Source organism: Thiomonas sp., from assembly GCF_034007205.1.
Classification (GTDB): domain Bacteria; phylum Pseudomonadota; class Gammaproteobacteria; order Burkholderiales; family Burkholderiaceae_C; genus Thiomonas.
In genome coordinates this window covers 135,556-162,031 of record NZ_JAVERI010000005.1, presented here as the reverse complement: position 1 = coordinate 162,031, position 26,476 = coordinate 135,556, and the positions used below count along the sequence as shown (strand labels likewise).

The window sequence follows — 26,476 nt, the reverse complement described above, 5'->3', positions numbered from 1 at the left end:
TTCCGCACAGGACACTTTCATCATGGTTGAACTCGAAATCGACGGTCAGAAAGTCCAGGTGCCCGAGGGCGCGATGGTCATGGACGCGGCGACGCAGCTCGGCATCTACGTGCCGCATTTCTGCTATCACCACAAGCTCACCATCGCCGCCAACTGCCGCATGTGCCTGGTCGATGTGGAAAAGGCGCCCAAGCCCTTGCCGGCCTGTGCCACCCCAGTTGCACAGGGCATGGTCGTGCGCACCCATTCCGAGCGCGCGATCCAGGCGCAAAAAGGCGTGATGGAGTTTCTGCTCATCAACCACCCGCTCGATTGCCCGATCTGTGACCAGGGCGGCGAATGCCAACTGCAGGATCTGGCTGTGGGCTACGGCGGTTCGGCCTCACGCTACACCGAAGAAAAGCGCGTCGTCTTCCATAAAGACGTTGGCCCCTTGATCGCCATGGAGGAGATGACGCGCTGCATCCACTGCACCCGCTGCGTGCGCTTCGGTCAGGAAATCGCCGGCATCATGGAACTTGGCATGGCCAATCGCGGCGAACATTCCGAGATCATGGCCTTCGTCGGCAGCACGGTCGATTCCGAGCTATCGGGCAATATGATCGACCTCTGCCCGGTGGGGGCGCTGACCAGCAAGCCGTTTCGCTACAGCGCGCGTACCTGGGAACTGTCGCGCCGCGCCTCCATCAGCCCGCACGACAGCGTGGGCGCCAACCTGATCGTGCAGGTCAAGGGCGACCGCGTCATGCGCGTGGTGCCGCAGGAGAACGAGGCCGTCAACGAATGCTGGTTGTCCGACCGCGACCGTTTCGCCTACGAAGGGCTCAACGGCCCCGAGCGGCTGACGGCACCGCAGATTCGTGAGAACGGCCAATGGAAGCAGGTCGACTGGCAGACCGCGCTCGATTTCACCGTACAAGGCCTGCGCCGCGCCATGGGGCAGGAGGGCGGCGCCGCGCTGGCGGCGCTGGCCGTACCCAGCAGCACGGTCGAAGAGTTGTATTTGCTGAAAAAACTGCTGACTGGGCTGGGCAGCGACAGCCTGGATACCCGCCTGCGACAAAGCGATTTTTCCGCTGACGGCGACGGAACGGCCATTCGCTGGCTCGGCATGCCGATCGCCGATCTGGGACAGTTGCAGGCCGCGCTGTTCATCGGCAGCACGCTGCGCAAGGAGCAGCCGCTGTTGTCGACGCGCGTGCGCCATGCGGCCAAGGCGGGGGCCAAAGTCTCCACCCTGCACGCCGCAAACGATGATTGGCTCATGCCACTGCACGCGCGCATCGCGGCAGCGCCCAGTCGATGGGTTGCCGAGCTGGCCGGGGTGGCCCGCGCCGTGGCTCAGGCCAAAGGCATCGAGCCGCCTGCGGCGCTGCAGAGCCTGGCCGAGCCGAGCGAGCAGGCCAAAACCATCGCGGCCAGCCTGCTCGGTGCCGAACACAAGGCGGTGTTCCTCGGCGATTCCGCCGTGCAGCATCACCAGAGCGCCATCCTGCGCGCGCTGGCGCAGTGGATCGCGCAACAGGTCGGCGGTGTTTGCGGCGACCTCACCGAGGCGGGCAATACCGTGGGCGCGGCCCTGCTGGGCGTTTCACCTCTGGCGCCGGGCCGCGATGTGTCCAACATCCTCGCCCAGCCGCCGCGTGCCCTGATGCTGTTTGGCGTCGAGCCGGAAGACGACAGCGCCGATCCGGTCGCTTTGCAAAAAGCACTTGCGCAGGTCGAGTTCATCGTCTCGTTCAGCCCCTTCGTCGACTCGGCCGAGGGCTACGCCCAAGTCATGCTGCCGATTTCGCCCTACACCGAAACCGCAGGCAGTCTGGTCAATGCCGAAGGTCGATTGCAGAGTTTCAACCCCGTGGTGCAGCCCCTGGGTGAGACGCGTCCAGGATGGAAAGTGCTGCGCGTGCTGGGCAATCTGTTCGAGTTGCGGGGCTTTGATTATCAGAGCGCGGCGGAGATTCGTGCAGAGGCCTTCGCGGCCTTGGGCGGCGCCGATCGGATCGCTGACCGTCTGGCGCAGTCTGCATCTTTGGACTTGCCGTCGCAGTTGCCCGCCACCGCATCGGCGGCGATCGAGCGTTTCGCCTCCGTGCCGATCTATTCGAGCGATGCGATTGTGCGCCGTGCGCCCAGCCTGCAGCGTACCCGCGATGCCCGCGAGTCCCGCATGGCGGGCGTGTCCGCAGCGCTGTGGGAGCAACTGGGCCTTCAGAACGGTGATTCGGTGTGCGTGATGGCGGGTGCCCAGAGCGTGGTGCTGCCTGCGCGCCGCGACGCGGCGCTGGCGCCAACCGTGGTGCGCATTGCCGCGGCCTGGGCCGAGGCGGCCGAGCTGGGGCCGATGTTCGGCGCGGTTCAGGTCGAGCGGGTCAGCTCGGCCCAGGCTGTTTCGGCAGCACCCCACGCAAGTCCCGAAAAGGTCTGAGATGAAACACTCGTGGCCTTCTCAAAGTTCGCAAAGTTTCCCCTGTCCAGCGGGGAATGAAGCGCGCCCGGCGCGATCCTACGCATCCTGCTGACCATGCTCGAATCCTTCAATCAAGGCGGACTTTCGCTGCTCGGGCCGATCGCCTGGCCGATCGTCTGGGATCTGATCAAGATCATCGTCGTCCTCGTGCCGCTGCTGGGGGCCGTGGCCTATCTGACGCTCTGGGAACGCAAGCTGATCGGCTGGATTCAGATCCGCATCGGCCCCAACCGCGTCGGCCCGTTCGGGCTGTTGCAGCCGGTGGCCGATGGCCTCAAGCTGCTGTTCAAGGAAATCGTCATTCCGTTTCGCTCGAACAGGCGTCTGTTCCTGCTCGGGCCGGTGATGACCATCATGCCGGCCCTGGCAGCCTGGGCGGTCATTCCATTCGGCCCGGATGTCGCCCTGGCGAATGTGAATGCCGGGCTGCTCCTGCTGCTGGCGCTGACCTCGCTCGAGGTCTACGGCATCATCATCGCCGGCTGGGCGTCCAACTCCAAATACGCCTTCCTGGGGGCCATGCGGGCATCGGCGCAGATGGTGAGCTACGAAATCGCCATGGGTTTCGCCATGGTCGTGGTGCTCATGGTGTCCGGCAGTCTGAACCTGACCGAAATCGTGATGGGGCAGACTCATGGCACCTTCGCTTCCATGGGGCTGAACTTCCTCTCCTGGAACTGGCTGCCGCTGCTGCCCATTTTCGTGGTGTATTTCATCGCCGGGGTGGCCGAGACCAATCGCGCGCCCTTCGACGTGGTCGAGGGCGAATCGGAAATCGTCGCCGGTCACATGGTCGAGTATTCGGGCATGGCGTTTGCCATGTTCTTCCTGGCCGAATACGCCAACATGATCCTGATCTCCATCCTCACCACGGTCTTGTTCCTGGGGGGATGGGATGCACCCTTTGCCTTCCTCGGCTTCATTCCGGGATGGATCTGGCTGGGGATCAAGACTTTTGTCGTGGTCAGCCTGTTTCTCTGGCTGCGCGCCACTTTCCCGCGCTATCGCTACGACCAGATCATGCGCCTGGGCTGGAAGATTTTCATCCCCGTCACCCTCATCTGGCTGGTGGTGGTGGCCGCCTGGATGCAGACCCCCTGGAACATCTGGAAGTGAGGCAGACCGATGGCCGCTTTGCGTGACACCTTCAACAGCTTTTTCCTGGTCGAACTCTTCAAGGGTCTGGCGCTGACGGGCAAATACGCCTTCAAGGGCAAGATCACGGTGCAGTACCCGGAAGAGAAAACGCCGCTGTCGCCGCGTTTTCGCGGCCTGCATGCGCTGCGCCGCTATCCCAACGGCGAAGAACGCTGCATCGCCTGCAAGCTGTGCGAGGCCGTCTGCCCGGCACTGGCCATCACCATCGAATCGGAACAGCGCGAAGACGGCACGCGCCGCACCACGCGCTACGACATCGACCTGACCAAGTGCATTTTCTGCGGCCTGTGCGAAGAGAGCTGCCCGGTGGACTCGATCGTCGAAACCAATATCTTCGAATACCACGGCGAAAAACGCGGCGATCTCTATTTCACCAAAGAGATGCTGCTGGCCGTGGGCGACCGCTACGAAAAGGACATCGCCGCTGCCAAGGAGGCCGACGCCCCATACCGCTGATCGCCAAAAGGCTCGCGCCGGACACGGGCGGGCTTTCAGGCGATTGTCCCCATTGTTTCCAGGCTGACGGCCCAGGCCGCGGTCAGGCTCCTGTTGTGATCATGGACGTTCAAACCACCCTGTTCTACGTGTTCTCCGCCGTGCTGCTGTTTGCCGCGCTGCGGGTGATCACGGCGCGTAACCCGGTGCACTCCGCGCTCTATCTGGTACTGGCTTTTTTCCAGATGTCGGCCATCTGGCTGCTGCTGCGTGCCGAGTTTCTCGCCATCGTGCTGGTGCTGGTTTACGTCGGGGCGGTGATGGTGCTGTTCCTGTTCGTGGTGATGATGCTCGACATCAACCTCGACACCCTGCGCAAGGGCTTCTGGCGCTACTTCCCGGTGGCGGCGCTGGTGGGCGTGCTCATCGTGCTGGAAATGGCCGCGGTGCTGATGCAGGGCTTTCAGATCGGCGGCATGACGCGCGCCGCGCAGGTCGGCGCGGCGGTCTCCGCCGACAACCCGCTGGCGCATCTGTCCAACACCCGCGCGCTGGGGGTGGTGCTGTATTCGCAATACCTGTTTGCGGTGGAAATTGCTGCGGTCATCCTGCTGGTGGCCATCATCGCGGCCATTGCGCTGACCCTGCGCAAGCGCAAGGATGTGCGCAATATGCCGGTGTCCGAGCAACTGAAGGCCCGTCGCAAAGACCGCGTGCGGCTGGTGTCCCTGCCCGCCCAACCCAAGGAGTAGGCCATGCTCGGTTCATTGACCCTGGCGCATTACCTGGTGCTCGGCGCCATGCTGTTTGCCATCTCGGTGGTGGGCATTTTTCTCAACCGCCGCAACCTCATCGTCATTCTCATGGCCATCGAGTTGATGCTGCTGGCGGTGAACCTGAATTTCATCGCCTTCTCGCACTATCTGCAGGATATCTCGGGGCAGGTATTCGTGTTCTTCATCCTGACCGTCGCGGCGGCGGAGTCGGCCATCGGTCTGGCGATTCTGGTCGTGCTGTTCCGCAACCTCAACACCATCGATGTCGAAGAACTCGACCAACTCAAGGGCTGATCGATGCAAGCCACGCTGAACCCCACCTTGCTGCTGGTCATCGCACTGGCGCCGCTGGTTTCTTCCCTCATCGTCGGGCTGTTCGGGCGCACGATTGGACGCTCGGCGTCGCACTGGCTGACCACGCTGTCGGTCGCGCTGTCCTTCGTGCTGTCGCTCGTCGTCCTCAATGACGTGATCCACGGCGCCCGCTTCAATGCCACGATCTACGAGTGGATGGTGGTGGGCAAGCTGCACATGGAAGTCGGCTTCATGATCGACGGCCTGTCGGCGCTGATGATGGCCGTCGTCACCTTCGTCTCGCTTGCGGTGCATATCTACACCATCGGCTATATGGCCGATGACGACGGCTACCAGCGCTTTTTCAGCTATATCTCGCTGTTCACCTTCTCCATGCTGATGCTGGTGATGAGCAACAACATGCTGCAGTTGTTCTTCGGCTGGGAGGCGGTGGGCCTGGTGTCTTATCTGCTGATCGGCTTCTGGTATACGCGGCCCACGGCGGTGTTCGCCAATATGAAGGCCTTCATCGTCAACCGTGTGGGCGACTTCGGCTTCATCCTGGGCATCGGTCTGCTGGCGGCCTACACCGGCAGCCTCAACTACACCGAGATTTTCGCCAAGGGGCCGGACCTGGCGCTGCTGCATCTGCCGGGCACCGACTGGATGCTGCTCACCGTGGCCTGCATCGCGCTGTTCGTCGGCGCCATGGGCAAGAGCGCGCAATTTCCGCTGCACGTCTGGCTGCCCGACTCGATGGAAGGCCCGACGCCGATTTCCGCGCTCATTCACGCCGCCACCATGGTGACGGCGGGTATTTTCATGGTGGCGCGCATGTCGCCGCTGTTCGAGCTGTCGAACACCGCGCTGTCTTTCGTGTTGGTCATCGGCGCCATCACCGCGCTGTTCATGGGCATTCTGGGCGTGGTGCAGACCGACATCAAGCGGGTCATCGCCTACTCCACCCTGTCGCAACTGGGTTATATGACCGTGGCGCTGGGGGCTTCGGCCTACTCGGTGGCGATTTTCCACCTGATGACCCATGCCTTCTTCAAGGCCCTGCTGTTCCTCGCGGCGGGCTCGGTGATCATCGGCATGCACCACGACCAGGACATGCGCAATATGGGCGGGCTGCGCAAATACATGCCCATCACCTGGATCACCTTCCTGATCGGCGGTCTGGCGCTGTCCGGAATTCCGCCGTTCGCCGGCTTTTTCTCGAAGGACAGCATCATCGAGGCGGTGCATGCCAGCGATCTGCCGGGCGCGGGCTTCGCCTATTTCGCCGTGGTGGCCAGCGTGTTCGTCACCGCGCTCTACACCTTCCGCATGTATTTCATGGTGTTCCACGGCGAGGAGCGGTTCCGGCAGGTGAAGCACCAGGCGCATGGCCACGATGATGCCCACGGCCATTCCGGTGCTCACGAACCGCATGAGTCTGCCTGGGTGGTGACGGTGCCGCTCATCATGCTGGCCATTCCGTCCGTCCTCGCGGGCTATCTGTTCATTCAGCCGCTGCTGTATGGCGACTATTTCGGCCATTCCATTTTTGTCAACATCGCTGCGCACCCGGCGATGCACGATCTGGCCGAACACTGGCATGGCCAGATGCAGATGATGGTTCACGGACTGACTTCGCTGCCGCTGTGGCTGGCGCTCGCCGGCATCGCCACGGCTTATTACGGCTATATGGTGAACCTGCGCTTCCCGCAGGCGGTGAGCCGCATGCTGGGGCCGGTCTATACCGTGCTGCAAAACAACTACTACTTCGACTGGTTCAATCAGAACGTCCTGGCCGCGGGGGTGCGCCTGCTGGGCACGGGTCTCTGGAAGGGCGGCGATGCCGGGCTGATCGACGGCCTGCTGGTCAACGGCACGGCGCGCGTGGTCGGCTGGACGGCGCGTCTGGTGCGCCTGTTGCAGACCGGCTACGTCTACTACTACGCCTTGGCGATGATCGCCGGTGTGGTGGTGTTCATGGGCTATTTTGTTCCGGGCAAGCTGTTGTCCGGCTGGTTCATCCGATAACAGCGCAGCGCGATACAAGCATGCAATCTCTCCCTTTGCTCAGTCTGTCCATCTGGATTCCGATCGCCTTCGGTGTCGTGCTGCTCTTCGTTCAGGGCGAGCAGCGCGCAGGCGCCGCGCGCTGGCTGGCGCTGGTCGGCTCGCTGATCTCCTTTCTCATCACTCTGCCCTTGATCAGCGGGTTCGACAAGGCGCAGGCGGGCATGCAGTTCGTCGAGTCCGTGCCGTGGATACGGCCTTTCAACATCCACTATGCCCTGGGCATCGACGGCGTGTCGCTGTGGTTCCTGCCGCTGACGGCCTTGATGACCGTGATCGTGGTCATCAGCGCCTGGGAGGTCATCAAGGACCGCGTCAACCTTTATTTCGGCGCCTTTCTCATTCTGTCGGGCCTGATGATCGGCGTGTTCGCCGCAACCGACGCCCTGCTGTTCTATGTGTTCTTCGAGGCGACGCTCATTCCGATGTATCTGATCATCGGCATCTGGGGCGGCCCGCGCCGGGTGTACGCCGCCTTCAAGTTCTTTCTCTACACCCTGCTCGGCTCGCTGCTGATGCTGGTGGCGCTGATCTACCTTTACCTGCAGTCGGGCGGCAGCTTCGACATCGCCAACTGGTATCACGTGCCGCTGTCGATGACGGCGCAGATTTTCATTTTCATCGCCTTCTTCTTCGCTTTCGCGGTGAAGATTCCGATGTGGCCGGTGCACACCTGGCTGCCCGACGCGCACGTCGAAGCGCCCACCGGCGGCTCGGTGATTCTGGCGGCCATCATGCTCAAACTCGGCGCCTACGGTTTCATCCGCTTCTCTTTGCCCATGCTGCCCGATGCCAGCCATGCGCTCGCGCCGGTCATGATCGCGCTGTCGCTGATCGCGGTGATCTACATCGGCTTCGTCGCCCTGGTGCAGGCCGACATGAAAAAGCTGGTGGCGTATTCGTCGATTGCGCACATGGGCTTCGTCACCCTGGGATTTTTCCTGTTCTCCGACCTGGGCGTGCAGGGCGGGCTGGTGCAGATGATCTCGCACGGCTTCATTTCCGGCGCCATGTTCCTGACCATCGGCGTGTTGTATGACCGCATGCATACGCGCCTGATTGCCGACTACGGCGGCGTGACCAACACCATGCCCAAGTTCGCCGCACTGGCTGTGCTCTTCGGCATGGCCAATGCGGGACTGCCGGGCACCAGCGGCTTCGTCGGCGAATGGATGGTGATCCTGGCGGCGGTGAAGTTCAACTTCTGGATCGGCCTGCTGGCCGCGACCACGCTCATCCTGGCCGCGAGCTACACGTTGTGGATGATCAAGCGCGTGTACTTCGGGCCGATCGGCAATGCACAGGTCGCGGCGCTCAAGGACATCGGCGCCCGGGAATTCTTCATGCTTGCGGTGCTGGTCGGCGCGGTGCTCTGGCTGGGCGTGTATCCCAAATTCTTCACCGACCCGATGCAGGCTTCGGTGCAACATCTGCTGCAGTTTGCGGCGTCCTCCAAATTGCAGTGACGACAACCACCATGAATTGGATCGCCATTTATCCGGAAATTCTCCTGCTCGTGCTGGCCTGCTCGGTCATGCTCGTCGACCTGTTCGTGAAAGATGCGCAGCACCGCGTGAGCTACTGGCTGACGCTGCTCGGGCTGGTGGGCATCGGCGTGCTGTGCGGGCTGTACTACGCCTCGGGAATGCAGCAATTCGCCATGGCACGCGCGCTGATCGTCGACCCGATGGCGATGCTGCTCAAGCTGTTCACCGTCATCGCTACTCTCACCACGCTGGTCTATTCACGCCGCTATGCGCTCGATCGTGGCATGTGGGGCGGCGAGCTGTTCAGTCTGGTGCTGCTGTCGCTGCTCGGGCAGTTCATCATGATCTCGGGCAACAATCTGCTCACCATCTACCTCGGCCTGGAATTGTTGTCGCTGGCGCTTTACGCGCTGGTTGCGCTGCGGCGCGACCACACCCTGTCCACCGAGGCGGCGATGAAGTATTTCATCCTCGGCGCGCTGGCTTCGGGCTTTCTGCTCTACGGCATGTCCATGCTGTATGGCGCGACGGGGTCGCTCGATCTGGTCACGATCTTCCGCATGATCGCCGTCGAGCCGATCAACCGCGCCGTGCTCGTGCTGGGGGTGGTGTTCATCGTCGCAGGCCTGGCGTTCAAGCTCGGGGCCGTGCCTTTCCATATGTGGATTCCCGATGTGTATCAGGGCGCGCCCACGGCCGTGGTGCTGATGGTCGGCGCGGCGCCCAAGCTCGCGGCCTTCGCCATGGCCATCCGTCTGCTGGTCGAAGGACTGTTCCCGCTGGCGATGGACTGGCAGGGAATGCTCGTGGTGCTGGCGGTGCTGTCCATCGGCCTGGGCAATCTGGCGGCCATTGCGCAGACCAATCTCAAGCGCATGCTGGCTTATTCCACCATTGCGCAGATCGGCTTCGTGCTGCTGGCGTTGCTGTCGGGCATGCTCAACGGCAATGGACTCTCGGCCTCCACCGCCTATGGCGGCGCGATGTTCTACATGGTCATTTACGTGCTCACCACGCTGGGCACCTTCGGCGTGATTCTGCTGCTCGCCCGCGAAGGCTTCGAGGCCGAGGAAATCCGCGATTTCGCCGGTCTGGGCAAGACTGACCCCTGGATGGCAGGTGTCATGACGTTTCTTTTATTCTCTCTGGCGGGTATTCCGCCTTTCGCCGGGTTTTACGCCAAGCTGGAAGTGCTCACCATTCTGTTCAATACCGGGCGGGTCTGGCTGGTGGTGTATGCGGTCATCCTCTCGGTCATCGGCGCGTATTACTACATTCGCATGGTCAAGGTGATGTATTTCGATGCGCCCACGGCGCTCTCGGCTTCGCGTGCAAGCGGCGCCGGCGGGGCGCGGGCGCTGCTGTCGCTCAACGGCCTGGCGATTTTGTTTCTTGGGTTGATGCCCGGTGGCCTGATGACCTTGTGTTATCAGGCCATCGCCAACACCCTGCACTGAAAGCGTTTCACCATGCAGAATTCCGCAATCTGGCTGGTCATCGTCCTGGCTTTCGTCGCCGCGAACCTGCCCTTTGTCTCCAATCGCTTCTTCCTGGTGTTTCCGCTGAAGAAGACCCCCAAGTCGATCTGGCTGCGCCTGCTCGAACTGTCGATCCTGTTCTTCGTCGTCGGCTTCATCGGCATGGCGCTCGAAGCGAGGATCGGCCAGAACTACCCGCAGCATTGGGAGTTCTACGCTGTGTCCGTGTCCATGTTCCTGGTGCTGGCCTTTCCGGGTTATGTGCTGCGCTACATGGTCAAGCGCCATCCGGTGCCGGGGCGCTCATGAGCGGCGATCCGGCGCGCGTGCCGCAGGCGGCGGCCTTGCGCGAACACACCCTCGACAGCGAGATGGTGTTTCGTGGCAGCTTCCTCAACATTTCGCGCGATCGGGTGCGTCTGGCCAATGGCGCCCAGGTCACACGCGAATACATCCGCCATTCCGGCGCGGTGATGATCATTCCCTTGCTGGACAACGGCAATGTGCTGATGGAGCGCCAGTTCCGCACGCCGATGCAGCGGGTGATGGTGGAATTCCCCGCGGGCAAGCTCGATGCGGGAGAAAGCTGGCTGGCCTGCGCGCAACGCGAGCTGCGCGAGGAAACCGGCTACAGCGCTCGGCAATGGGCCTATATCGGCCGGATCAACAATGCGATTTCCTACTCCGACGAAACCATCCATCTGGCTTTCGCGCGGGGTCTGATCGCCGGCAGTCAGGCGCTCGAAGACAACGAACTGCTCGAGGTTTTCGAGGCCAGCCCGCAAGACACCCTGGACTGGGTGCGCAATGGCCAGATCACCGACGTCAAGACCGTGATCGGCGCCTTCTGGCTGGAAAAGCTGCTGCAGCATGTCTGGAGCGTCGACTGGCAGGACGTCGCCTGACGGTCCTTCCTTGCGGCCCTAAATCCTGCGCCGCAGGAGCAGTCGGTAGGCCAGCAGATACAGGGTGACGAAGCCGACGCAGCAGGCCATGAGCAAAGGGGTGTTTCCCCACCACAGCATGGCCGGTCCGACGCTCAGCGCCGCGACGGCCCAGAGATATGGCGCGGTGGCTGCATTGCGGCGCAGCCGCGGATCGGGGTGGTCGTCCTCGTCGAGCAAGCGGGTGAGGCGCCAATAGACCAGATGATGCAGGTGCAGCGTGTCCGGCGCCGTGCCCGCGCGCTGACGAAACTTGCGCCGCCACAGCGAATACAGCAGCTCCCACACCGGGTAGGCCAGCACCATGAGGGCGAACCAGGGGGAAACGGCCGGGTTGCGCGTCACCAGCAGCACACTGAGCAGCGCCATCCAGAAGCCCAGCAGGTAGGCCCCGGTATCGCCCAGAAAGATCTGGCCGCGTGGCCAGTTCCAGAACAGAAAGCCCAGCAGCGCGCCGATGGCGGCTAGACTGAGCGCCATGATCAGCGGGTCGCTGACCTTGAACGCCACATAGCCGATGGCGCCGAAAATCATGAAACTCACCATCCCGGCCAGACCGTTGTAGCCATCGAGCATGTTCACTGCATGCGGCAGCGCGCTGATGGCGACGAGCGCGACGACCCAGCCCAGCGCTGGCCAGGCCCGCAGCCAGGCATCCAGCGGCCACAGCCCCAGGCGAACGATGCTGGCATCGAGCAGCCAGACCGCCAGAGCCGCGGCGAGGACCGTGGCCAGCGCCCGCCACAGGGGCGGAACATGGCGGCGCAAGTCTTCCACCGCGCCGGCGAGCAGCACCGGCGCGACGGCGATGGCCAGGCGGCTGGCAAAAGATGGGCTGACATAGGCCAGGTGCATGAGCCACAGCAGGCCCACCATCGTGCCCAAAGCCAGGGCAAAACCACCTGTGCGCGGGGTCGGATGCTTGTGCCACTTTTGCACCCCATGCGTTTCGTCCAGGCCGAAGCGCCAGCGCCGCCCCAGCACGATGAGGGCGGCGCAGCCCAGCCAGCAGAGCAGGGCGGACAGGGCGGTGGCGTGCAGCATCGGAGGACGAAAAGCGGGTGAGGACGACATTGTGCCTTCGCGCGGTTTGCGAGCTTTGCTTTTTCCTCGCACGGCCTTACAAGAGGGCGTCGCCTACACTTCATGCCTATGTCCGCATCCTTCTCCTGGCCTTACGAACTGCTCATCGGCTGGCGCTACACCCGCAGCGGGCGGCGCAGTCGGCGCAACGGCTTCATCTCCTTCATCTCGGCGGTCTCCGTAGGCGGCATCGCCCTCGGCGTGGCTGCGCTGATCGTGGTCATCTCGGTGATGAACGGGTTTCAGAAAGAGGTGCGCGACCGCATGCTCAACGTCATTCCGCACATCCAGATTTTCAACGTCAACGCTCAGGCGCTGCCCGACTGGCGCGGCGTGGCGCAGCAGGTCGAGCGCAATCCGGCGGTGACCGGGGTGGCGCCCTTCGTGCAAGGGCAGGCGCTGGTGGCGCAGGGCAGCCAGTTGCAGGGCGTGCTGGTGTGGGGGGTGGAGCCGGGCGAAGAAGCCCGGGTGTCGCAGATCCCCGAGCACATGGTGGCGGGCAGTCTGGCTGCGCTCAAGCCGGGCGACTTCGGCGTGGTGCTGGGCAACGAACTGGCCAATGCGCTGGGGGTCGGCATAGGCGACCAGATCACCCTGGTGGTGCCCAGCGGTTCCATCACCCCGGCGGGCATGATCCCCCGCCTGCGCACCCTGCGGGTGGTGGGCATTTTCAATGTGGGGCATTACGAATACGACAGCTCCCTGGCGCTGGTGAATCTGCAGGATGCGAGTGCGCTGTTCCGCACCGGCGGCCCCACCGGGCTGCGGGTGCAGACGCGCCATATGAACGACGCGCCGCAGATTGCGCAAGACCTGCAGCGCGTGCTGCCGCCCGAACTCGTGGCCCAACCCTGGACCGAGCAGAACCGCACCTGGTTCGAGGCCGTGGTGATCGAGAAGCGCATGATGTTCATCATCCTCACCATGATCGTCGCGGTGGCGGCGTTCAACCTCGTCTCCACCCTGGTCATGACGGTGACGGACAAGCTGGCCGACATCGCCATCCTGCGCACGCAGGGCGCCAGCCCCGGCTCCATCATGTCCATCTTTCTGCTGCAGGGCGCGGTGACGGGGTTTCTCGGCACATTCGCCGGTGTCGCGCTGGGTTGTCTGATCGCGTTCAACCTCGACCCCATCGTCTCCTTTCTTGAGGCCGTGCTGCACACCCAGTTCCTGCCGCGCAGCGTCTACCTGATCCACACCATGCCGAGCGATCCGCGCTTTGGCGACATCGCCACCATCACCGTGGCCTCGCTCGTCCTGTCTTTGCTGGCCACGCTCTATCCGAGCTGGAGCGCCTCCCGGGTGCAACCGGCGCAGGCTTTGCGCTATGAGTGAACACCTGCTCGTTACCGATCTGCCGACGGCCTCGCCCGCGTTCTTTTCACTCCTCACGCAACCGGGCCTGCCTGCCACCGCTGCGCTGTGCCGACAGGCCGTGGTGCTGGAGCAGGAGCCGCCACGAGAAGATGCCCAGGCTGCCTGGCTGACGCCCGCAGAGCGTTGGCTGCTGCACGCCCTGCGGCTGGAGAGCGCCAACACCGAGCAGGCGCCGTGGGCGCGTCTGGCGGCGCTGGCCGATGGCGCATCGGAGGCCTTTCCCCCCGATCTCCCGCTGGGCCTGCTCACCCCGGCGCATTTGCTGCTGGGACGCGACAGCCTCTCGCTCGCCGACCCTGCTGCGCTCGATCTGAACGCGGACGAGGCGCAGCAACTGTTTGCCGCGATCGAACCGCTGTTTGCACAGGCGGGCTGGCAGCTTCGCTGGGCCACCCCGCTGCGCTGGTATGCCGCGCATCAGAGCTTGCGCGAGGTGGTCACGGCAGGCGTGGCGCGGGCGCAGGGCCGCAACGTCGCCGCCTGGATGCCCGGCGGTCCGGCGGCGCGGCCCTGGCGGCAATTGCTCACCGAAGTGCAGATGACCTGGCAGCACCACGCCCCCAACGAAGCGCGCGAACGCCGCGGCCTGCCCGACGTCAACACGCTGTGGATTCATGGCTGCGGTCCACTGCCTGCCGACTGGCTCAGCCCGATGCGCCTTGCGGAAGATGCGGGGGCAGATGCAGTCAGCGATCCCGCGATTTCTGCCGCCCTGCGCGGCTTGGCTTTGAGCCCGCCTGAACGACACTCCGGCCCGCTGGACACCCTGCGCGTGTTCGACGCCCACGCCTTGCTGGCGGACGACGCGGCAGCCGGTCTGCGCCAGCTCGATGCCGACCTTTCCGCCACCATCGCTCAGGCGGTGCAGCAAGCGGGAGGGGTGCGTCTGACGCTTGCCGGCGAACGGCGCTGGCGCACGCTGTCGATAAGCCGCCTGCAAAGCTGGCAATTCTGGCGGCGCACGTCCTTGGAATCTCTGTTAAACGGCCTGTAACGACGATTTACTTTCAAATTTCCTTGTTACATTTGTCCCCGTACAACCGGGTACAGACGACGGGGATTGCGATGGGAATGCGGCGTTTATGGGTGGGTCTGGGCCTTTTGACGGCGATGCAGGGCGCTTTTGCGCTGCAGGTCAGCAGTCTCAGCCCGCAGGGTGAAGTGGCCCAGGTGCGACAGGTGGTGGCCCGGTTCGACGGCCCCGCGGTGAATTTTGGCGACGCCCGCGCTCCCGCGCCGCTGACCGTCACGTGCACCGACGCGCAGGCCGCGCAGGGCAATGGCCGCTGGATCAGCGCCAAAGAGTGGGCCTTCCAGTTCGCCGACGATCTGCCCGCGGGCGTGCGCTGCACGGTGCAGGCTGTCTCTGGATTCAAATCGCCCGATGGCCAGACGCTCAGCGGCCCGACGCACTGGACGTTCAACACCGGCGGGCCGACCGTCGAGCACATCTGGCCTTCTGACTACAGCACCATCAGCGAGCAGCAGTCCTTCGTGCTCCAGCTCAGCGCCGAAGCGACGGCGCAAAGCGTGAGCGAACACGTCCATTGCCAGATTCAGGGCCTGGGCGAGCGGGTGGCGGTGCAGGCGATCACCGGCGCGCAGCGCAAGGCGCTGATCGCGGCGGTGGAGAAAAGCGAGGAGATCGACCTGAGCGAGCTTGAGGCCGAGCAGCCGCAGGCGCTGCTCACCCTGCGCTGCGCCCGCCGCTTTCCCGCAGGCGGCGAGGTCGCGCTGGTTTACGGCGCAGGCGTGAGCACGCTGGGCGGCCTGACCAACAAAGTGGAGCGGCGCTACGAGTACCGTGTGCGCGAACCGTTTGCCGCCACTTTTCGCTGCGAACGGATGAACGCCCAGGCGGATTGCGTGCCGCTCAAACCCCTGACGCTGAGTTTCAACGCACCGGTGCCGCGCAAACTCGCGGCGGCCATTCGCCTGCGGGCAGGCGGGCGCAGCATCGCCCCGGCTCTGTCCGGCGACGATGACGACGAGGCAAGCGATGACGCCCAGCAGGTGAGCGGCATCCGCTTCGACCCGCCCTTTGCCGAAAACGCCGCGATGCAGATCGTGCTGCCGCCGCAATTCGCCGATGCCGACGGGCGCCGCTTGCGCAACGCAGCGCAGTTTCCGCTCAGCGTTGCCACCGGGCCGATTCCGCCGCTGGTCAAGTTCGCCACTTCGCCCTTTGGCATCGTCGAGCGCTTTGCCGAGGGTGTGGGCAGCGGCCCGGCGCTGCTTCCGGTCACCGTGCGCCAGGCGCCGCTCAAGCAGGGCGTGCGCGACTACGCCCTGTCCGATCTGCAACCGCAGACCGATGCGCAGATCATCCGCTGGTTTCGGCTGGTGCAGCGTTTCAACCATGACGAAGTCTCGCGCGACGTGGCGAGCCGATTCGTCAGCCAGCCTTTGCCGCCCGTGCTGCACGAGGCCAACGGCGATGCCATCGATCCCTATGACGTGCAGACCCGCATGGTGTCGCTGCTCAAGGGTCAACCGGGCCTGCGCCAAATCGCTCTGCCCGCGCCGCAAGGCGGCAAGCCGCGGCCCTTCGAAGTCGTCGGCATTGCGCTGCAGCCGGGGTTTCATGTGGTCGAAATCGCCTCCAAAACCCTGGGTCAGGCCTTGCTCGATCCGCGCTATGGTGCCGACCGCGAAATGGTGGTGCGCACCGCGGCGCTGGTCACCAATCTGAACGTCAGCGTCAAAATCGGCCGTGAAAACGCGCTGGCCTGGGTGACCACGCTCGACAAGGGCCGGCCGGTGCCCGGCGCCAGGGTGCAGGTGTCCGACTGCGACGGCCGCCTGCTGACCACGGCGACCACCGATGCGCAGGGCCTGGCGCGGCTGCAGGGACTGGAGCCCAGCGCGCCCAGTTGCAATAACGACGACGGGCTGGGCTACACCGGCCTGGGCTACTTCGTCTCCGCCCGTGCGCAAGACGCCGACGGCAAACCCGACATGGCATTTGCCTGGAGCGAATGGAACGACGGCTTCGAGCCCTGGCGCTTCAATGTACCCACGGATCGATCCGCCGGGCCCGATGTCATCGCGCAAACCCTATTCGACCGCACCCTGCTGCGCGCGGGCGAGACGGTGTCGATGAAGCACATCGTGCGCACGCAAACGCTGGCGGGGCTGAAACTGCCCAAGGACCTTCCCGACACCCTGGTCATCACCCATGTGGGCAGCGGTCAGGAGTTCGAGCAGTCGCTGCAATGGCAGCGCACCCCCACCGGCGGCATGGCGGCGGTCAGCCAGTTTGCCATTCCGAAGTCGGCCAAGCTGGGGGAGTACGACGTCGAACTGCGGTACGACGCGGATCAGAGCAGATCATTGCCCAGCGGCAGTTTCCGTGTGGAGGAATTCCGCCTGCCGGTGTTCACCAGCCGCATCACCGCGGCGGACGGCAAGCCGCTGATCCGGCCCAAGAACGTGCCGGTCTCGGTGCAGGTGAGCTACACCGCGGGAGGCCCCGCGGCCAATCTGCCGGTCAAGGTTTCGGCGCTTCTGAACCGCACCTGGCCGCGGTTCGAGGGCTATGACGCCTTCGACTTTTCGGCGCCTTCAGCATCGGGCGTCAGCCGGACTTCGGACGATTCCGGGGAAGGCAAGGTCGTCGCCGACAAGCTCGCCGTCACCCTCGACCGCCAGGGCCTGGGCCGCGTGCAGATCGAAGGTCTGCCGCCCATCACCCGGCCGCACGAGCTGTTGATCGAGGCCAGCTATGCCGACCCCAATGGCGAAATCCAGACATCGAGCAGGGTCGAGACGCTGTGGCCCGCTGCAGTCGTGGCGGGCATCAAGACCGACAACTGGGTGTCCGCAGGCAAGCGCGTCAAGATCCAGGCGCTGACGCTGAACCTGCAGGGAAAGCCGCAGGCGGGCGTGCCGCTGACGGTCAAGGCCGTGGCGCACATCACCACCACCAGCCGCAAGCGCATGGTGGGCGGCTTCTACGCCTACGACAACAAGACCAGCACCAAAGACCTCGGTACGGTGTGCAGCGGCACAAGCGACGCGCACGGCCTGCTGTCTTGCGATGCGAAAATGGATCAGGCCGGTGAGATCGAACTCATCGCCAGCGCCACCGACGCGCAGGCGCGCAGCGCGCAGGCGTCAACCAGCGTCTGGGTGACGCGGCAGGGCGAGCTGTGGTTCGGCGGCGAAAACCACGACCGCATCGACGTGCTGCCGGAGAAAAAGACCTATCAGCCCGGCGAGACGGCGCAGTTTCAGGTGCGCATGCCCTTCCGCCACGCCACCGCGCTGGTGACGGTCGAGCGCGAAGGCGTGATGCACGCCGAAGTGATGCAACTGAGCGGCAGCGACCCGACCGTGCGGCTGAAGGTCAGGCCCGAGTGGGGGCCGAACGTCTATGTGAGCGTGCTGGCGCTGCGCGGGCGGCTTTACGACGTGCCCTGGTACAGCTTTTTCACCTGGGGCTACAAGACGCCTCTGGAGTGGTGGCGCATGTTCTGGGGCGACGGCAAGGACTATGTGCCGCCAACCGCGATGGTCGATTTGAGCAAGCCGGCCTTCCGCTTCGGCATGGCGCAGATCCGCGTGGGCATCGCCGACCATACCCTCAAGGTGGCCGTGCAGACCGACAAGACCACCTATCCGGTGCGCGGCAAGGCGCGGGTGACCCTCACCGCCACCCTGCCGGGCGGCAAACCGGCGGCCGGGGCTGATGTGGCGCTGGCCGCGGTCGATCAGGCCCTGCTCGAACTCATGCCCAACACCAGTTGGGACCTGCTGCACGCCATGTACGCCGCGCGACCCTGGGGCGTGGAAACCGCCACGGCGCAGTCCGAGATCATCGGCCGCAGGCACTATGGCCTCAAGGCCGTGCCCGCGGGCGGCGGCGGGGGCAAGAGTGAAACCCGCTCGCTGTTCGACACCCTGCTGCTGTGGAAACCCGATGTGGTGCTCGACGCGCAGGGCCGCGCCGTGGTCGACCTGCCGCTCAACGACAGCCTCACCGCGTTTCGCATCGTCGCCGTGGCCGAACACGGGCTGAGCCAATTCGGCACTGGCGAGGCCACGATACGCACGAAGCAAGACCTGCAGATCCTCTCCGGCCTGCCGCCTCTGGTGCGCGAGGGCGACCGTTTCACCGCACCCTTCACCCTGCGCAACACCACCCAAAAGGCGATGAAGGTCACGCTCACCCCGCAGGTGGTCGGTCTGGCGCTGCCGCCGCAGACCGTGAACATTCCGCCCGACTCCGCCGTCGAGGCGAGCTGGACGGTGAATGTCCCCGTGTCCGGCACCCCCGATGGCACGCACACCCTGGCCTGGCAGATCGACGCCCGCGACACCCTGCACGGCGCCAAAGACGCGCTGCGCGTGCAGCAGCAGGTCATGGCCGCCGTGCCGCTGGCGGTGCAGCAGGCCACGCTGGTGCAGGTGGATGGCGACTACAGCCTGCGCGTGGCGCCGCCGGCCGATGCGCTCGCCACGCCGACCCTCCCCACGAGTGGGGAGGGAGTGATCGCTCCTCCCCCACACAGTGGGGGAGGTTGGGAGGGGGAGACGCCCGCCTTGGGGCGGCCCTTCGGCGGGGTGAAACTGGCGCTGCAGCCCACGCTGTTGGCGGGTCTGGACGGCGTGCGCGAGTGGTTCCGCCGCTATCCCTACGGCTGCCTGGAGCAGAAAGCGAGCATCGCCATCGGCTTGAGCGATGCGGCGCGCTGGCAGGCGGTGATGGCCGCGCTGCCCACCTATCTCGACGGCGACGGTCTGGCCAATTACTTCCCGGTGCGCGAAGGCGAGGGCGATCACGGCAGCGATGTGCTCACCGCGTATCTGCTGGCGGCCTCCGACGAGGCGTCCAGGCTCGATCCGGCCTTCGCCATTCCCGACGATCTCAAGGCGCAGATGCAGTCCGGGCTGATCGCCTTCGTCGAAGGGCGGATCGAGCGCAGGTTCTGGGCGCCGCGCGCCGATCTGGAGGTGCGCAAGCTCGCCGCCATCGAAGCCCTGGCGCGTGACGGCAAGGCGCAGCCGCGCATGCTGGGTAGCATCACCCTCGCCCCCAACCAGTGGCCGACCAGCGCGGTGATCGACTGGCTGTCGATCCTGCAACGCCTGCCGGATGTGCCGCAGCGCGCGCAGCGCATGGCGCAGGCGGAGAACATTCTCAGGTCCCGCCTGAGCTGGCAGGGAACCAAGCTGGTGTTCAGCACCGAAGACAGCGATGCCTGGTGGTGGCTGATGACCGGCGGCGATGTCAACACCGCCCGGCTGATGCTGCTGGTCCTGCGCAACCCGGCCTGGCAGGACGATCTGCCCCGTCTGGCCAGCGGTTTCATCGCCCGGCAGCAGCGCGGCGCCTGGCCCACCACCACAGCCAATCTGTGGGGCTCGCTGGCGCTGCAGGCGTTCTCCCGCGCCTTCGAGTCCGAGCCGGTGCGCGGCATCACCCGCGCCACGCTGGGGCAGGAGACGGGCGTGGTCGATTGGGGCAAGGTCTCCCCGGTCACCGCCCGTTCGGCCAGCGGGGCGATGCACGCGCGCAGCGCCATCGGGGCGCCCAATGCGGCGCAGAACTGGGAGCACAACACCGTGTTCCTGCCGTGGATTTCCAAGGCGGAGCAGACGCTGCAGCTGCAGCAGCAGGGCAGCGGCAAGCCCTGGGTCACGGTGCAGTCCTGGGCCGCCGTGCCCATCAAGACGGCTTTCGATGCGGGCTACGGCATCAAAAAGACCATGGAGCCGGTCGAGCAGGCCGTCCCCGGCAAGTGGTCGCGTGGTGACATCGTGCGCGTCACCCTGGAGATCAATGCCAGCAGCGATATGAGCTGGGTGGTCGTCTCCGACCCCATTCCCGGCGGCGCGACCATTCTGGGCAGCGGCCTGGGACGCGATTCGGCCATCGCCACCCGCGGCGAGCAAAGCACGAGCGACGATGACGACTGGAACACTCGGGAAGCCTACGAGGAGCGCAGTTTCAGCGCGTTTCGCAGCTACTACGCCTATCTGCCCAAGGGCAGGATCAGCCTGCAATACACCCTGAGGCTGAACGCCATGGGCAGCTTCGCGCTGCCGCCCACGCGGGTGGAAGCGATGTACGCGCCCGAGATGTTCGGCGAGGCGCCGAATGCGCGCTTCGAGGTCAGGGCGCGGCCGTGAGTCGGGCGATGCGCCGTCTGCTCGGGCGCTTGCGGTGGCCGCTGCTGGCGGCCGCACTGCTCGCCCCGTCGCTGGCAGCGGCCGCCGTGCCGTCCTTTGCGCAGGTCGAGCGCGATTTCCGATCTTCAGAAACGCTCATTCTCGACCGCCGAGGCGTCGTGGTGCAGCGCCTGCGCACCGATCCCACGGTGCGGCGCGGCCGGTGGGTGAGGCTCCCCGATGTCTCGCCCGCGCTGCGCACCGCGCTGGTCCTGAGCGAAGACCGCCGCTTCTACGAGCACAGCGGGGTGGACTGGCAGGCGGTGTCCGCCGCGGCCTGGGGGCGGCTGTTTCACCGCAGCACCCGCGGCGCGTCCACCCTCACCATGCAGCTCGCCGGCCTGCTCGACGCCGACCTGCGCGTGCGCGGCAGCGGCCGCGACTGGGGGCAGAAAATCGGCCAGGCCCTCACCGCCACCGAACTGGAACGGCACTGGCGCAAGGATCAGATTCTGGAGGCCTATCTCAACCTCGTGCCGTTTCGCGGCGACGTGGTGGGCATAGCCGCGCTCTCGCGCACCCTGTTCGACAAGGCACCGCAGGGGTTGGATGCGCGCGAAGCCGCCATCACCGCGGCGCTGGTGCGCGCGCCCAATGCCCCCGCGTCCAAGGTGGCGCGGCGCGCCTGCGGCGTGCTGCGCGACATGCAGGGGAAGCCGTCAACGGCCGCAGATGATCTGTGTGCCGGGCTGAAGCCGCAAACCGCCGCCGCGCTGCAGCGCCGCGCGTTCGCTGCGAGTGAAGGCATTGCGCCGCATCTGGGACGCAGGCTGGTGGCGCTGGTCACACCGCCGGGCGGCCGCCCGCCCGCGCGGATTCGCTCCACCCTCGACGCGCGCATCCAGCGCGTGGCGCAGAGCGCACTGCTGCGCGCCCTGAGCGAACTGCGAGGCCGCAATGTGCAGGACGGCGCCGTCGTCGTGCTCGACAACGCCAGCGGCGAGGTTCTCGCCTGGGTCGGTTCGTCGGGAGATTTCAGCGCGGCGGGCGAGGTCGACGGCGTCACCGCGCTGCGCCAGCCCGGCTCGACGCTCAAGCCCCTGCTCTACGCCCAGGCGCTGGCCGAACGGCGGCTGACCGCCGCCTCGCTGCTCGACGACACGCCCACCCAAATCCCCACCGCCTCGGGCCTGTACATCCCGCAGAACTACGACCATCGCTTCAAGGGCTGGGTCAGCGTGCGCACGGCCCTGGCCTCCTCGCTCAACATCCCGGCGGTGCGCACCCTGGTCATGGTCGGACCGGAAGCGTTCGCGCAGCAACTGCGGGCGCTGGGCGTGCAGCTCGCGCAGCCCGGCGACTATTACGGCTACAGCCTGGCGCTGGGCGCGGCCGAAGTCACGCTGCTCGACCTGGCCAACGCCTATCGTTCCCTGGCCAACGGCGGCCGGTACACACCGGTCGCTCTGCTGCCCGGGCAAAAGACCGCTGCCCGGCAGGCGCTCGACCCCGGGGCGGCGTGGATCGTGGGTGACATGCTCTCCGATCCCAACGCCCGCGCGCCGACCTTCGGCGCCGACAGCCTGCTGGCCACCCGTTTCTGGACCGCGGTGAAAACCGGCACCAGCAAGGACATGCGCGACAACTGGGCGGTCGGCTGGTCGCAGCGCTACACCGTGGGCGTGTGGGTGGGAAACGCCGCAGGCGCGCCGATGCACGACGTCAGCGGGGTCAGCGGCGCCGCGCCGGTATGGGCCGCGGTGATGCGGGCGTTGCATGCGCGCACGCCCAGTCGCCAGCCCGAGCCGCCGCCCGGACTCGAACGGGTCGAAGTGCGCTTCGATGCACAGCTCGAAGCGCCCCGCCGCGAATGGTTCCTGCCCGGCACGGCGCAGGCGCGGTTCGCGTTGGATCGGCAAACCGCCGCACCCGGCTTGAGCGCGGGGGTGAGACTGCACCACAGCCCAGCCAGGGCAGCGTCGGGTGCAAGACAGCGCATCACCGCCCCGGCGGACGACACGATATTCGCGCTCGACCCCGATATTCCGCCGCAGAAGCAGCGGATCGAACTGACCGCATCCGCGACAGACGCCCGCTGGCAGCTCGATGGTCATGCACTGGGACGCGGCGCGCGCCTGTCCTGGTTCCCGTTGCCGGGCCGCCATCAGCTCGCCTTGGTCGATGCGCGCGGGCAGGTTCTCGACCGCATCACCCTGGAAGTGCGCGGCGCCGGGCTGCGCCTGTCCAGGCGCTGATGCTGCGGCTTTCAACCCTGCGTCGAAAACGCCCAGGCCGATGATGGACTCGGTCTGGGCGTGAAGGGTCTGTCCTTGCAGACAGACGATGGTCTTTGGAGGTGGTTTACTGATTGAACGCCGCAATGGTGGCTGGGTCGAGCACGCCCGATGCAGGCACGCCGCGCGATTGCTGGAAGCGTTTCAATTCCGCCCGGGTTCTCGGCCCCATGATGCCGTCTGGCGTGCCGACCGGGAAACCCAGCGCGTTGAGCTTTTCCTGCGCCTGTTTGAGCGTCATGGTCATCGGCGCGGACTGCGCGGCGGCCACAGGCTGGGCCGCAGGGGTCGAGCCGCCCTGCACGCCCAGTTGACCGCCGGTGCCCAGACCGCCCTTGACTTCCTGCGCCTTGTAGCTCTGGACGGCCTTGACGATGCCGTTGTAGGAGTCCATGAACGCGGCGACGATCACCTTGCCTTGCGCCGTGTTGGCATAGCCGCCGCCGATTCCGCCCGCAGCACCGCCGAACAGACCGCCGATGGCGCCGAAGTCCCAGTTCTTTGCGCTGCCCTCGGCGGCGGCAAGCTGCACGCCCGAGCGGTTGTCCACCAGGGTCAACAGGGTGCTGGCCTCCTTGGCGCTGGCGCTGCCGCCGACGATGGAGCCGACGGGGCCGAGCAGTCCACCGACCAGAGCGCCGATATTGCCCGCGTTATTGTTCGAGAAGGTGATCGAGGGGGTCAGGGTGTAGTCAGCCGACACCATTTGGCCCTTGCCAAAATTGGAGTTCTGGCGCAGCTCGCCCGATTGCGCCAGGGCGCGTTCCTGCATCATGTTGTTCATGGCGCGGCCGCGATCGACCACCACAAAGCAGTTCGACTGCTGGATCATCAGCTTGAGCACCGGCGTGGTGGGGCCGAGCTGATATTGGCTGGTCAAAATGCCATACCAGGGCGAATTGGTGTCTTCTTCCACTGCGATGGTGCCCAGTGGAGCATTGCAACGCACCAGTTTGCTGTTGGCGTTCTGGCTGTTGGCGCCGCCCGCCGAGCCGGTGGCTTCGGTTTTTGCAGCTTGAGACCCCATATCCATGCTGGAACAGGCGGCGAGCGACAAAACCGCGGCCATGGCCGCGATGCGCTTGATGGAACCGATCATTGTTTGAACTCCAAGTTGTTGTGGATAAGTCTTGATCTTCCCGCGTGTCAGAAAATAAGACGCCCGGATGAGCCTGGATGCTAGAGGATTCTTATGGCGGTTTTCCGATGGATATGCGGGTTTTATTCGCAATATGGCATGGCCGCGTCTTTTTAACGCCACAACCCATCGGGACGTTTGGAAATAAATAACCCTGCGCTGCGCCATGCAGGGGGATGCTTGACGGGGCAATGAGCCCTTGCATATCGGCAACACGATTCATCCGCGCGCGCACAATGGAGGTTCAGCCGTCTTCAAGGCAAAAAATCCATGACTTCCCAAGAAAACTCTCCCTTTGCCGAACTCGGCTTGCCCGAACCGCTGCTGCAAGCGCTGCGCGATGTGGGCTATGAAACCCCGTCGCCGATTCAGGCGGCGACCATACCGCCGCTGCTGGCTGGGCGCGATGTGCTGGGGCAGGCGCAGACCGGTACCGGCAAGACGGCGGCGTTTGCCCTGCCCATCCTGGCGAAGATCGATTGCAGCGCCCGGCATACCCAGGCGCTGGTGCTGGCGCCCACGCGCGAACTGGCCATTCAGGTGGCCGAGGAGTTTGCGCGCTACGCCGCGCATCTGCCGGGTTTCAACGTGCTGCCGATCTATGGCGGGCAAAGCTATGTTCCGCAGCTCGCCTCGCTCAAGCGCGGCGCCCACGTGGTGGTGGGCACGCCGGGGCGCATCATCGATCACCTGGAACGCGGCACGCTCAAGCTCGACCAGCTCGCGCACATGGTGCTCGACGAAGCCGATGAGATGCTGCGCATGGGCTTTATCGACGATGTCGAGTCGATCCTGCAGAAGACGCCGCCGCAGCGTCAGGTGGCGCTGTTTTCGGCCACCATGCCCGCGGCCATCCGCCGCATTGCGCAGACCTATCTGCGCGATCCGCAGGAGATCACCATCAAGGCGGCCACGACCACGGCCACGCACATTCGGCAGCGCTACTGGATGGTCAGCGGCCTGCACAAGCTCGACGCGCTCACCCGCATTCTGGAGGTCGAGCCGTTCGAGGGCATGATCATCTTCGCCCGCACCAAGCAGGCCACCGAGGAACTGGCCGAGAAGCTCGCGGCGCGCGGTTTCACCGCAGCAGCGCTCAATGGCGACGTGCCGCAGGCGCTGCGCGAGCGCATGGTGCAGCGGCTCAAGGACGGCCAGCTCGACATCCTCGTGGCCACCGATGTGGCGGCACGCGGTCTGGATGTGGAGCGCATCAGCCATGTGGTGAACTACGACATCCCGACGGATACCGAAAGCTATGTGCACCGCATCGGCCGCACCGGACGCGCCGGACGCAGCGGCGAGGCCATTCTGTTCGTCACCCCGCGCGAGCGGCATTTGCTACGCGCCATCGAGCGGGCCACGCGCCAGCCCATCACGCCGATGCAACTGCCCAGCGCCGAAGCGGTCAACGACAGCCGCATCAACCGCTTCATGGCGCGCATCACCGCAGCGCGCGAGCAGGAGGGCCTGGAGGAATACCAGCGCCTGGTCGAGCGTTACGAACAGGAGTTCGACATTCCGGCCATCGAGATTGCCGCGGCGCTGGCGCGCATGGTGCAGGGCAACAAGCCTTTGCTGATGCGCCCGGGCAGCGAACCCGCCTACAACGCCGAATCGCCGTCCCCTCGCCGCGAGCGCGAGCCGCGAGAGGTCCGCGAGCCGCGCACGCCCCGCCCCGCGCGGGCCTCACGCGAGGAGATGCCGGCAGCACGCCCTGCGCGTGAGCGCGCGAAGCCCCGTGACCTCGACGATTTCACGCAGACTCTGATGCAGGCCCGGGAGTCGGCTGATGCCGCGCCCGTCGAGCACCCGGCGCACGGAGAACGCACCGCCCGCGGGCCGCACGGCTCGGGCGAGGTGCGCTTCGAGACCTACCGGGTGGAAGTCGGGCGCGATCACGGCGTGGAGGTGCGCAATCTGGTCGGCGCCATCGCCAACGAGGCTGGGCTGGAGAACAAGCACATCGGCAATATCGCCATTCGCGGCGACCACAGCTTCGTCGAACTGCCCGAAGGCATGCCCAAGGACGTGTTCCGCACCCTGCAGAAAACCTGGGTGAGCGGGCGGCAGTTGCAGCTCAGCAAGGTCGAGCCTGGGCGCGATACGGGCAGGGAACGTCCGGCGTCCCGAGCGCCCGCGCGGCGTTTCGATTCGGGCGATGCGCCGCCTGCACCCAAGCGCCGCGCCGCGACCATGCCCGGCGGCAAGTCGTTCAAGCGCAAGCCTTGAGAGGGCGTGAACAAAGCCGCCATGACCGCTCATCGCGCCAAAAGCGCCCCACTCTGCGTTGCAAATGCGCGCCGTGCCTACGGGCACGGCTGTGCTTTGCGCCTTGATTGGAGCGCTTTGGACACGC

General features: G+C 65.5%; 17 protein-coding genes. 15 read left to right on the top strand and 2 right to left on the bottom strand.

Annotation, left to right across the window (positions count from 1 at the left end; genetic code table 11):
* Positions 1–22: 22 nt before the first annotated feature.
* The 10 genes from nuoG (at position 23) to RBR52_RS06030 (ending at position 11,070) form a co-directional block, all read left to right on the top strand.
* Positions 23–2,428, top strand: coding sequence for an NADH-quinone oxidoreductase subunit NuoG (gene nuoG, locus RBR52_RS06075; protein ID WP_320376302.1), 2,406 nt, complete (start codon positions 23–25; stop codon positions 2,426–2,428).
* A gap of 96 nt (positions 2,429–2,524) precedes the next feature.
* Positions 2,525–3,586, top strand: coding sequence for an NADH-quinone oxidoreductase subunit NuoH (gene nuoH, locus RBR52_RS06070; RefSeq protein ID WP_320376301.1), 1,062 nt, complete (start codon positions 2,525–2,527; stop codon positions 3,584–3,586).
* Between the two features lie 9 nt (positions 3,587–3,595).
* Positions 3,596–4,084, top strand: a complete 489-nt coding sequence (gene nuoI, locus RBR52_RS06065) for an NADH-quinone oxidoreductase subunit NuoI (protein WP_320376300.1) — start codon at positions 3,596–3,598, stop codon at positions 4,082–4,084.
* 101 nt (positions 4,085–4,185) lie between these two features.
* Positions 4,186–4,815, top strand: coding sequence for an NADH-quinone oxidoreductase subunit J (locus RBR52_RS06060; protein ID WP_320376299.1), 630 nt, complete (start codon positions 4,186–4,188; stop codon positions 4,813–4,815).
* A gap of 3 nt (positions 4,816–4,818) precedes the next feature.
* Positions 4,819–5,133: an NADH-quinone oxidoreductase subunit NuoK gene (gene nuoK, locus RBR52_RS06055; protein ID WP_320376298.1), complete on the top strand. Its 315-nt coding sequence runs from the start codon at positions 4,819–4,821 to the stop codon at positions 5,131–5,133.
* Positions 5,134–5,136: 3 nt separating this feature from the next.
* A complete protein-coding gene (nuoL, locus tag RBR52_RS06050) occupies positions 5,137–7,161 on the top strand; it encodes an NADH-quinone oxidoreductase subunit L (protein ID WP_320376297.1) in 2,025 nt (674 codons plus the stop codon).
* Between the two features lie 20 nt (positions 7,162–7,181).
* Positions 7,182–8,666, top strand: a complete 1,485-nt coding sequence (locus RBR52_RS06045) for an NADH-quinone oxidoreductase subunit M (protein WP_320376296.1) — start codon at positions 7,182–7,184, stop codon at positions 8,664–8,666.
* Between the two features lie 11 nt (positions 8,667–8,677).
* Positions 8,678–10,144, top strand: coding sequence for an NADH-quinone oxidoreductase subunit NuoN (gene nuoN, locus RBR52_RS06040; protein ID WP_320376295.1), 1,467 nt, complete (start codon positions 8,678–8,680; stop codon positions 10,142–10,144).
* 12 nt (positions 10,145–10,156) lie between these two features.
* Complete coding sequence (locus tag RBR52_RS06035; RefSeq protein WP_320376294.1) at positions 10,157–10,474, top strand: DUF2818 family protein; 318 nt, start codon at positions 10,157–10,159, stop codon at positions 10,472–10,474.
* Positions 10,471–11,070, top strand: a complete 600-nt coding sequence (locus RBR52_RS06030; RefSeq protein WP_320376293.1) for an NUDIX hydrolase — start codon at positions 10,471–10,473, stop codon at positions 11,068–11,070. Before RBR52_RS06035 ends, RBR52_RS06030 begins: the two co-directional genes overlap by 4 nt.
* A gap of 18 nt (positions 11,071–11,088) precedes the next feature.
* Here the strand turns inward: RBR52_RS06030 and RBR52_RS06025 are convergent, their stop codons facing one another.
* Positions 11,089–12,153 (bottom strand): glycosyltransferase, encoded by a 1,065-nt coding sequence (locus tag RBR52_RS06025; RefSeq protein WP_320376292.1) that lies wholly within the window; start codon positions 12,151–12,153, stop codon positions 11,089–11,091.
* A gap of 108 nt (positions 12,154–12,261) precedes the next feature.
* Between RBR52_RS06025 and RBR52_RS06020 the strand changes: the two genes are divergently transcribed.
* The 4 genes from RBR52_RS06020 to pbpC all read left to right on the top strand — a co-directional run bounded on the left by RBR52_RS06020 (position 12,262) and on the right by pbpC (position 22,940).
* Complete coding sequence (locus RBR52_RS06020; protein WP_320376291.1) at positions 12,262–13,530, top strand: lipoprotein-releasing ABC transporter permease subunit; 1,269 nt, start codon at positions 12,262–12,264, stop codon at positions 13,528–13,530.
* Positions 13,523–14,566, top strand: coding sequence for a hypothetical protein (locus RBR52_RS06015; RefSeq protein WP_320376290.1), 1,044 nt, complete (start codon positions 13,523–13,525; stop codon positions 14,564–14,566). Before RBR52_RS06020 ends, RBR52_RS06015 begins: the two co-directional genes overlap by 8 nt.
* Before the next feature lie 71 nt (positions 14,567–14,637).
* Positions 14,638–20,706: an alpha-2-macroglobulin family protein gene (locus RBR52_RS06010; protein ID WP_413818297.1), complete on the top strand. Its 6,069-nt coding sequence runs from the start codon at positions 14,638–14,640 to the stop codon at positions 20,704–20,706.
* Positions 20,707–20,714: 8 nt separating this feature from the next.
* Positions 20,715–22,940, top strand: a complete 2,226-nt coding sequence (gene pbpC, locus RBR52_RS06005) for a penicillin-binding protein 1C (RefSeq protein ID WP_320376288.1) — start codon at positions 20,715–20,717, stop codon at positions 22,938–22,940.
* A gap of 106 nt (positions 22,941–23,046) precedes the next feature.
* Here the strand turns inward: pbpC and RBR52_RS06000 are convergent, their stop codons facing one another.
* Entirely contained in the window at positions 23,047–24,078 is a 1,032-nt protein-coding gene (locus RBR52_RS06000; protein ID WP_320376287.1) for a peptidoglycan-binding protein, read from the bottom strand.
* Positions 24,079–24,387: 309 nt separating this feature from the next.
* On the opposite strand from RBR52_RS06000, the gene RBR52_RS05995 reads away from it, so the two are divergent.
* Positions 24,388–26,349 carry a DEAD/DEAH box helicase gene (locus RBR52_RS05995; protein WP_320376286.1) on the top strand — a complete coding sequence of 654 codons (1,962 nt, stop codon included), beginning with the start codon at positions 24,388–24,390 and terminating at the stop codon, positions 26,347–26,349.
* The last annotated feature ends 127 nt before the right edge of the window (positions 26,350–26,476 follow it).

Bases quoted from the DNA above. Each gene is read 5' to 3' on its own strand.
- nuoG (WP_320376302.1), top strand. From the start codon at position 23: ATGGTTGAACTCGAAATCGACGGTCAGAAAGTCCAGGTGCCCGAGGGC.
- nuoH (WP_320376301.1), top strand. From the start codon at position 2,525: ATGCTCGAATCCTTCAATCAAGGCGGACTTTCGCTGCTCGGGCCGATC.
- nuoI (WP_320376300.1), top strand. From the start codon at position 3,596: ATGGCCGCTTTGCGTGACACCTTCAACAGCTTTTTCCTGGTCGAACTC.
- RBR52_RS06060 (WP_320376299.1), top strand. From the start codon at position 4,186: ATGGACGTTCAAACCACCCTGTTCTACGTGTTCTCCGCCGTGCTGCTG.
- nuoK (WP_320376298.1), top strand. From the start codon at position 4,819: ATGCTCGGTTCATTGACCCTGGCGCATTACCTGGTGCTCGGCGCCATG.
- nuoL (WP_320376297.1), top strand. From the start codon at position 5,137: ATGCAAGCCACGCTGAACCCCACCTTGCTGCTGGTCATCGCACTGGCG.
- RBR52_RS06045 (WP_320376296.1), top strand. From the start codon at position 7,182: ATGCAATCTCTCCCTTTGCTCAGTCTGTCCATCTGGATTCCGATCGCC.
- nuoN (WP_320376295.1), top strand. From the start codon at position 8,678: ATGAATTGGATCGCCATTTATCCGGAAATTCTCCTGCTCGTGCTGGCC.
- RBR52_RS06035 (WP_320376294.1), top strand. From the start codon at position 10,157: ATGCAGAATTCCGCAATCTGGCTGGTCATCGTCCTGGCTTTCGTCGCC.
- RBR52_RS06030 (WP_320376293.1), top strand. From the start codon at position 10,471: ATGAGCGGCGATCCGGCGCGCGTGCCGCAGGCGGCGGCCTTGCGCGAA.
- RBR52_RS06025 (WP_320376292.1), bottom strand. From the start codon at position 12,153: ATGCTGCACGCCACCGCCCTGTCCGCCCTGCTCTGCTGGCTGGGCTGC.
- RBR52_RS06020 (WP_320376291.1), top strand. From the start codon at position 12,262: ATGTCCGCATCCTTCTCCTGGCCTTACGAACTGCTCATCGGCTGGCGC.
- RBR52_RS06015 (WP_320376290.1), top strand. From the start codon at position 13,523: ATGAGTGAACACCTGCTCGTTACCGATCTGCCGACGGCCTCGCCCGCG.
- RBR52_RS06010 (WP_413818297.1), top strand. From the start codon at position 14,638: ATGGGAATGCGGCGTTTATGGGTGGGTCTGGGCCTTTTGACGGCGATG.
- pbpC (WP_320376288.1), top strand. From the start codon at position 20,715: ATGCGCCGTCTGCTCGGGCGCTTGCGGTGGCCGCTGCTGGCGGCCGCA.
- RBR52_RS06000 (WP_320376287.1), bottom strand. From the start codon at position 24,078: ATGATCGGTTCCATCAAGCGCATCGCGGCCATGGCCGCGGTTTTGTCG.
- RBR52_RS05995 (WP_320376286.1), top strand. From the start codon at position 24,388: ATGACTTCCCAAGAAAACTCTCCCTTTGCCGAACTCGGCTTGCCCGAA.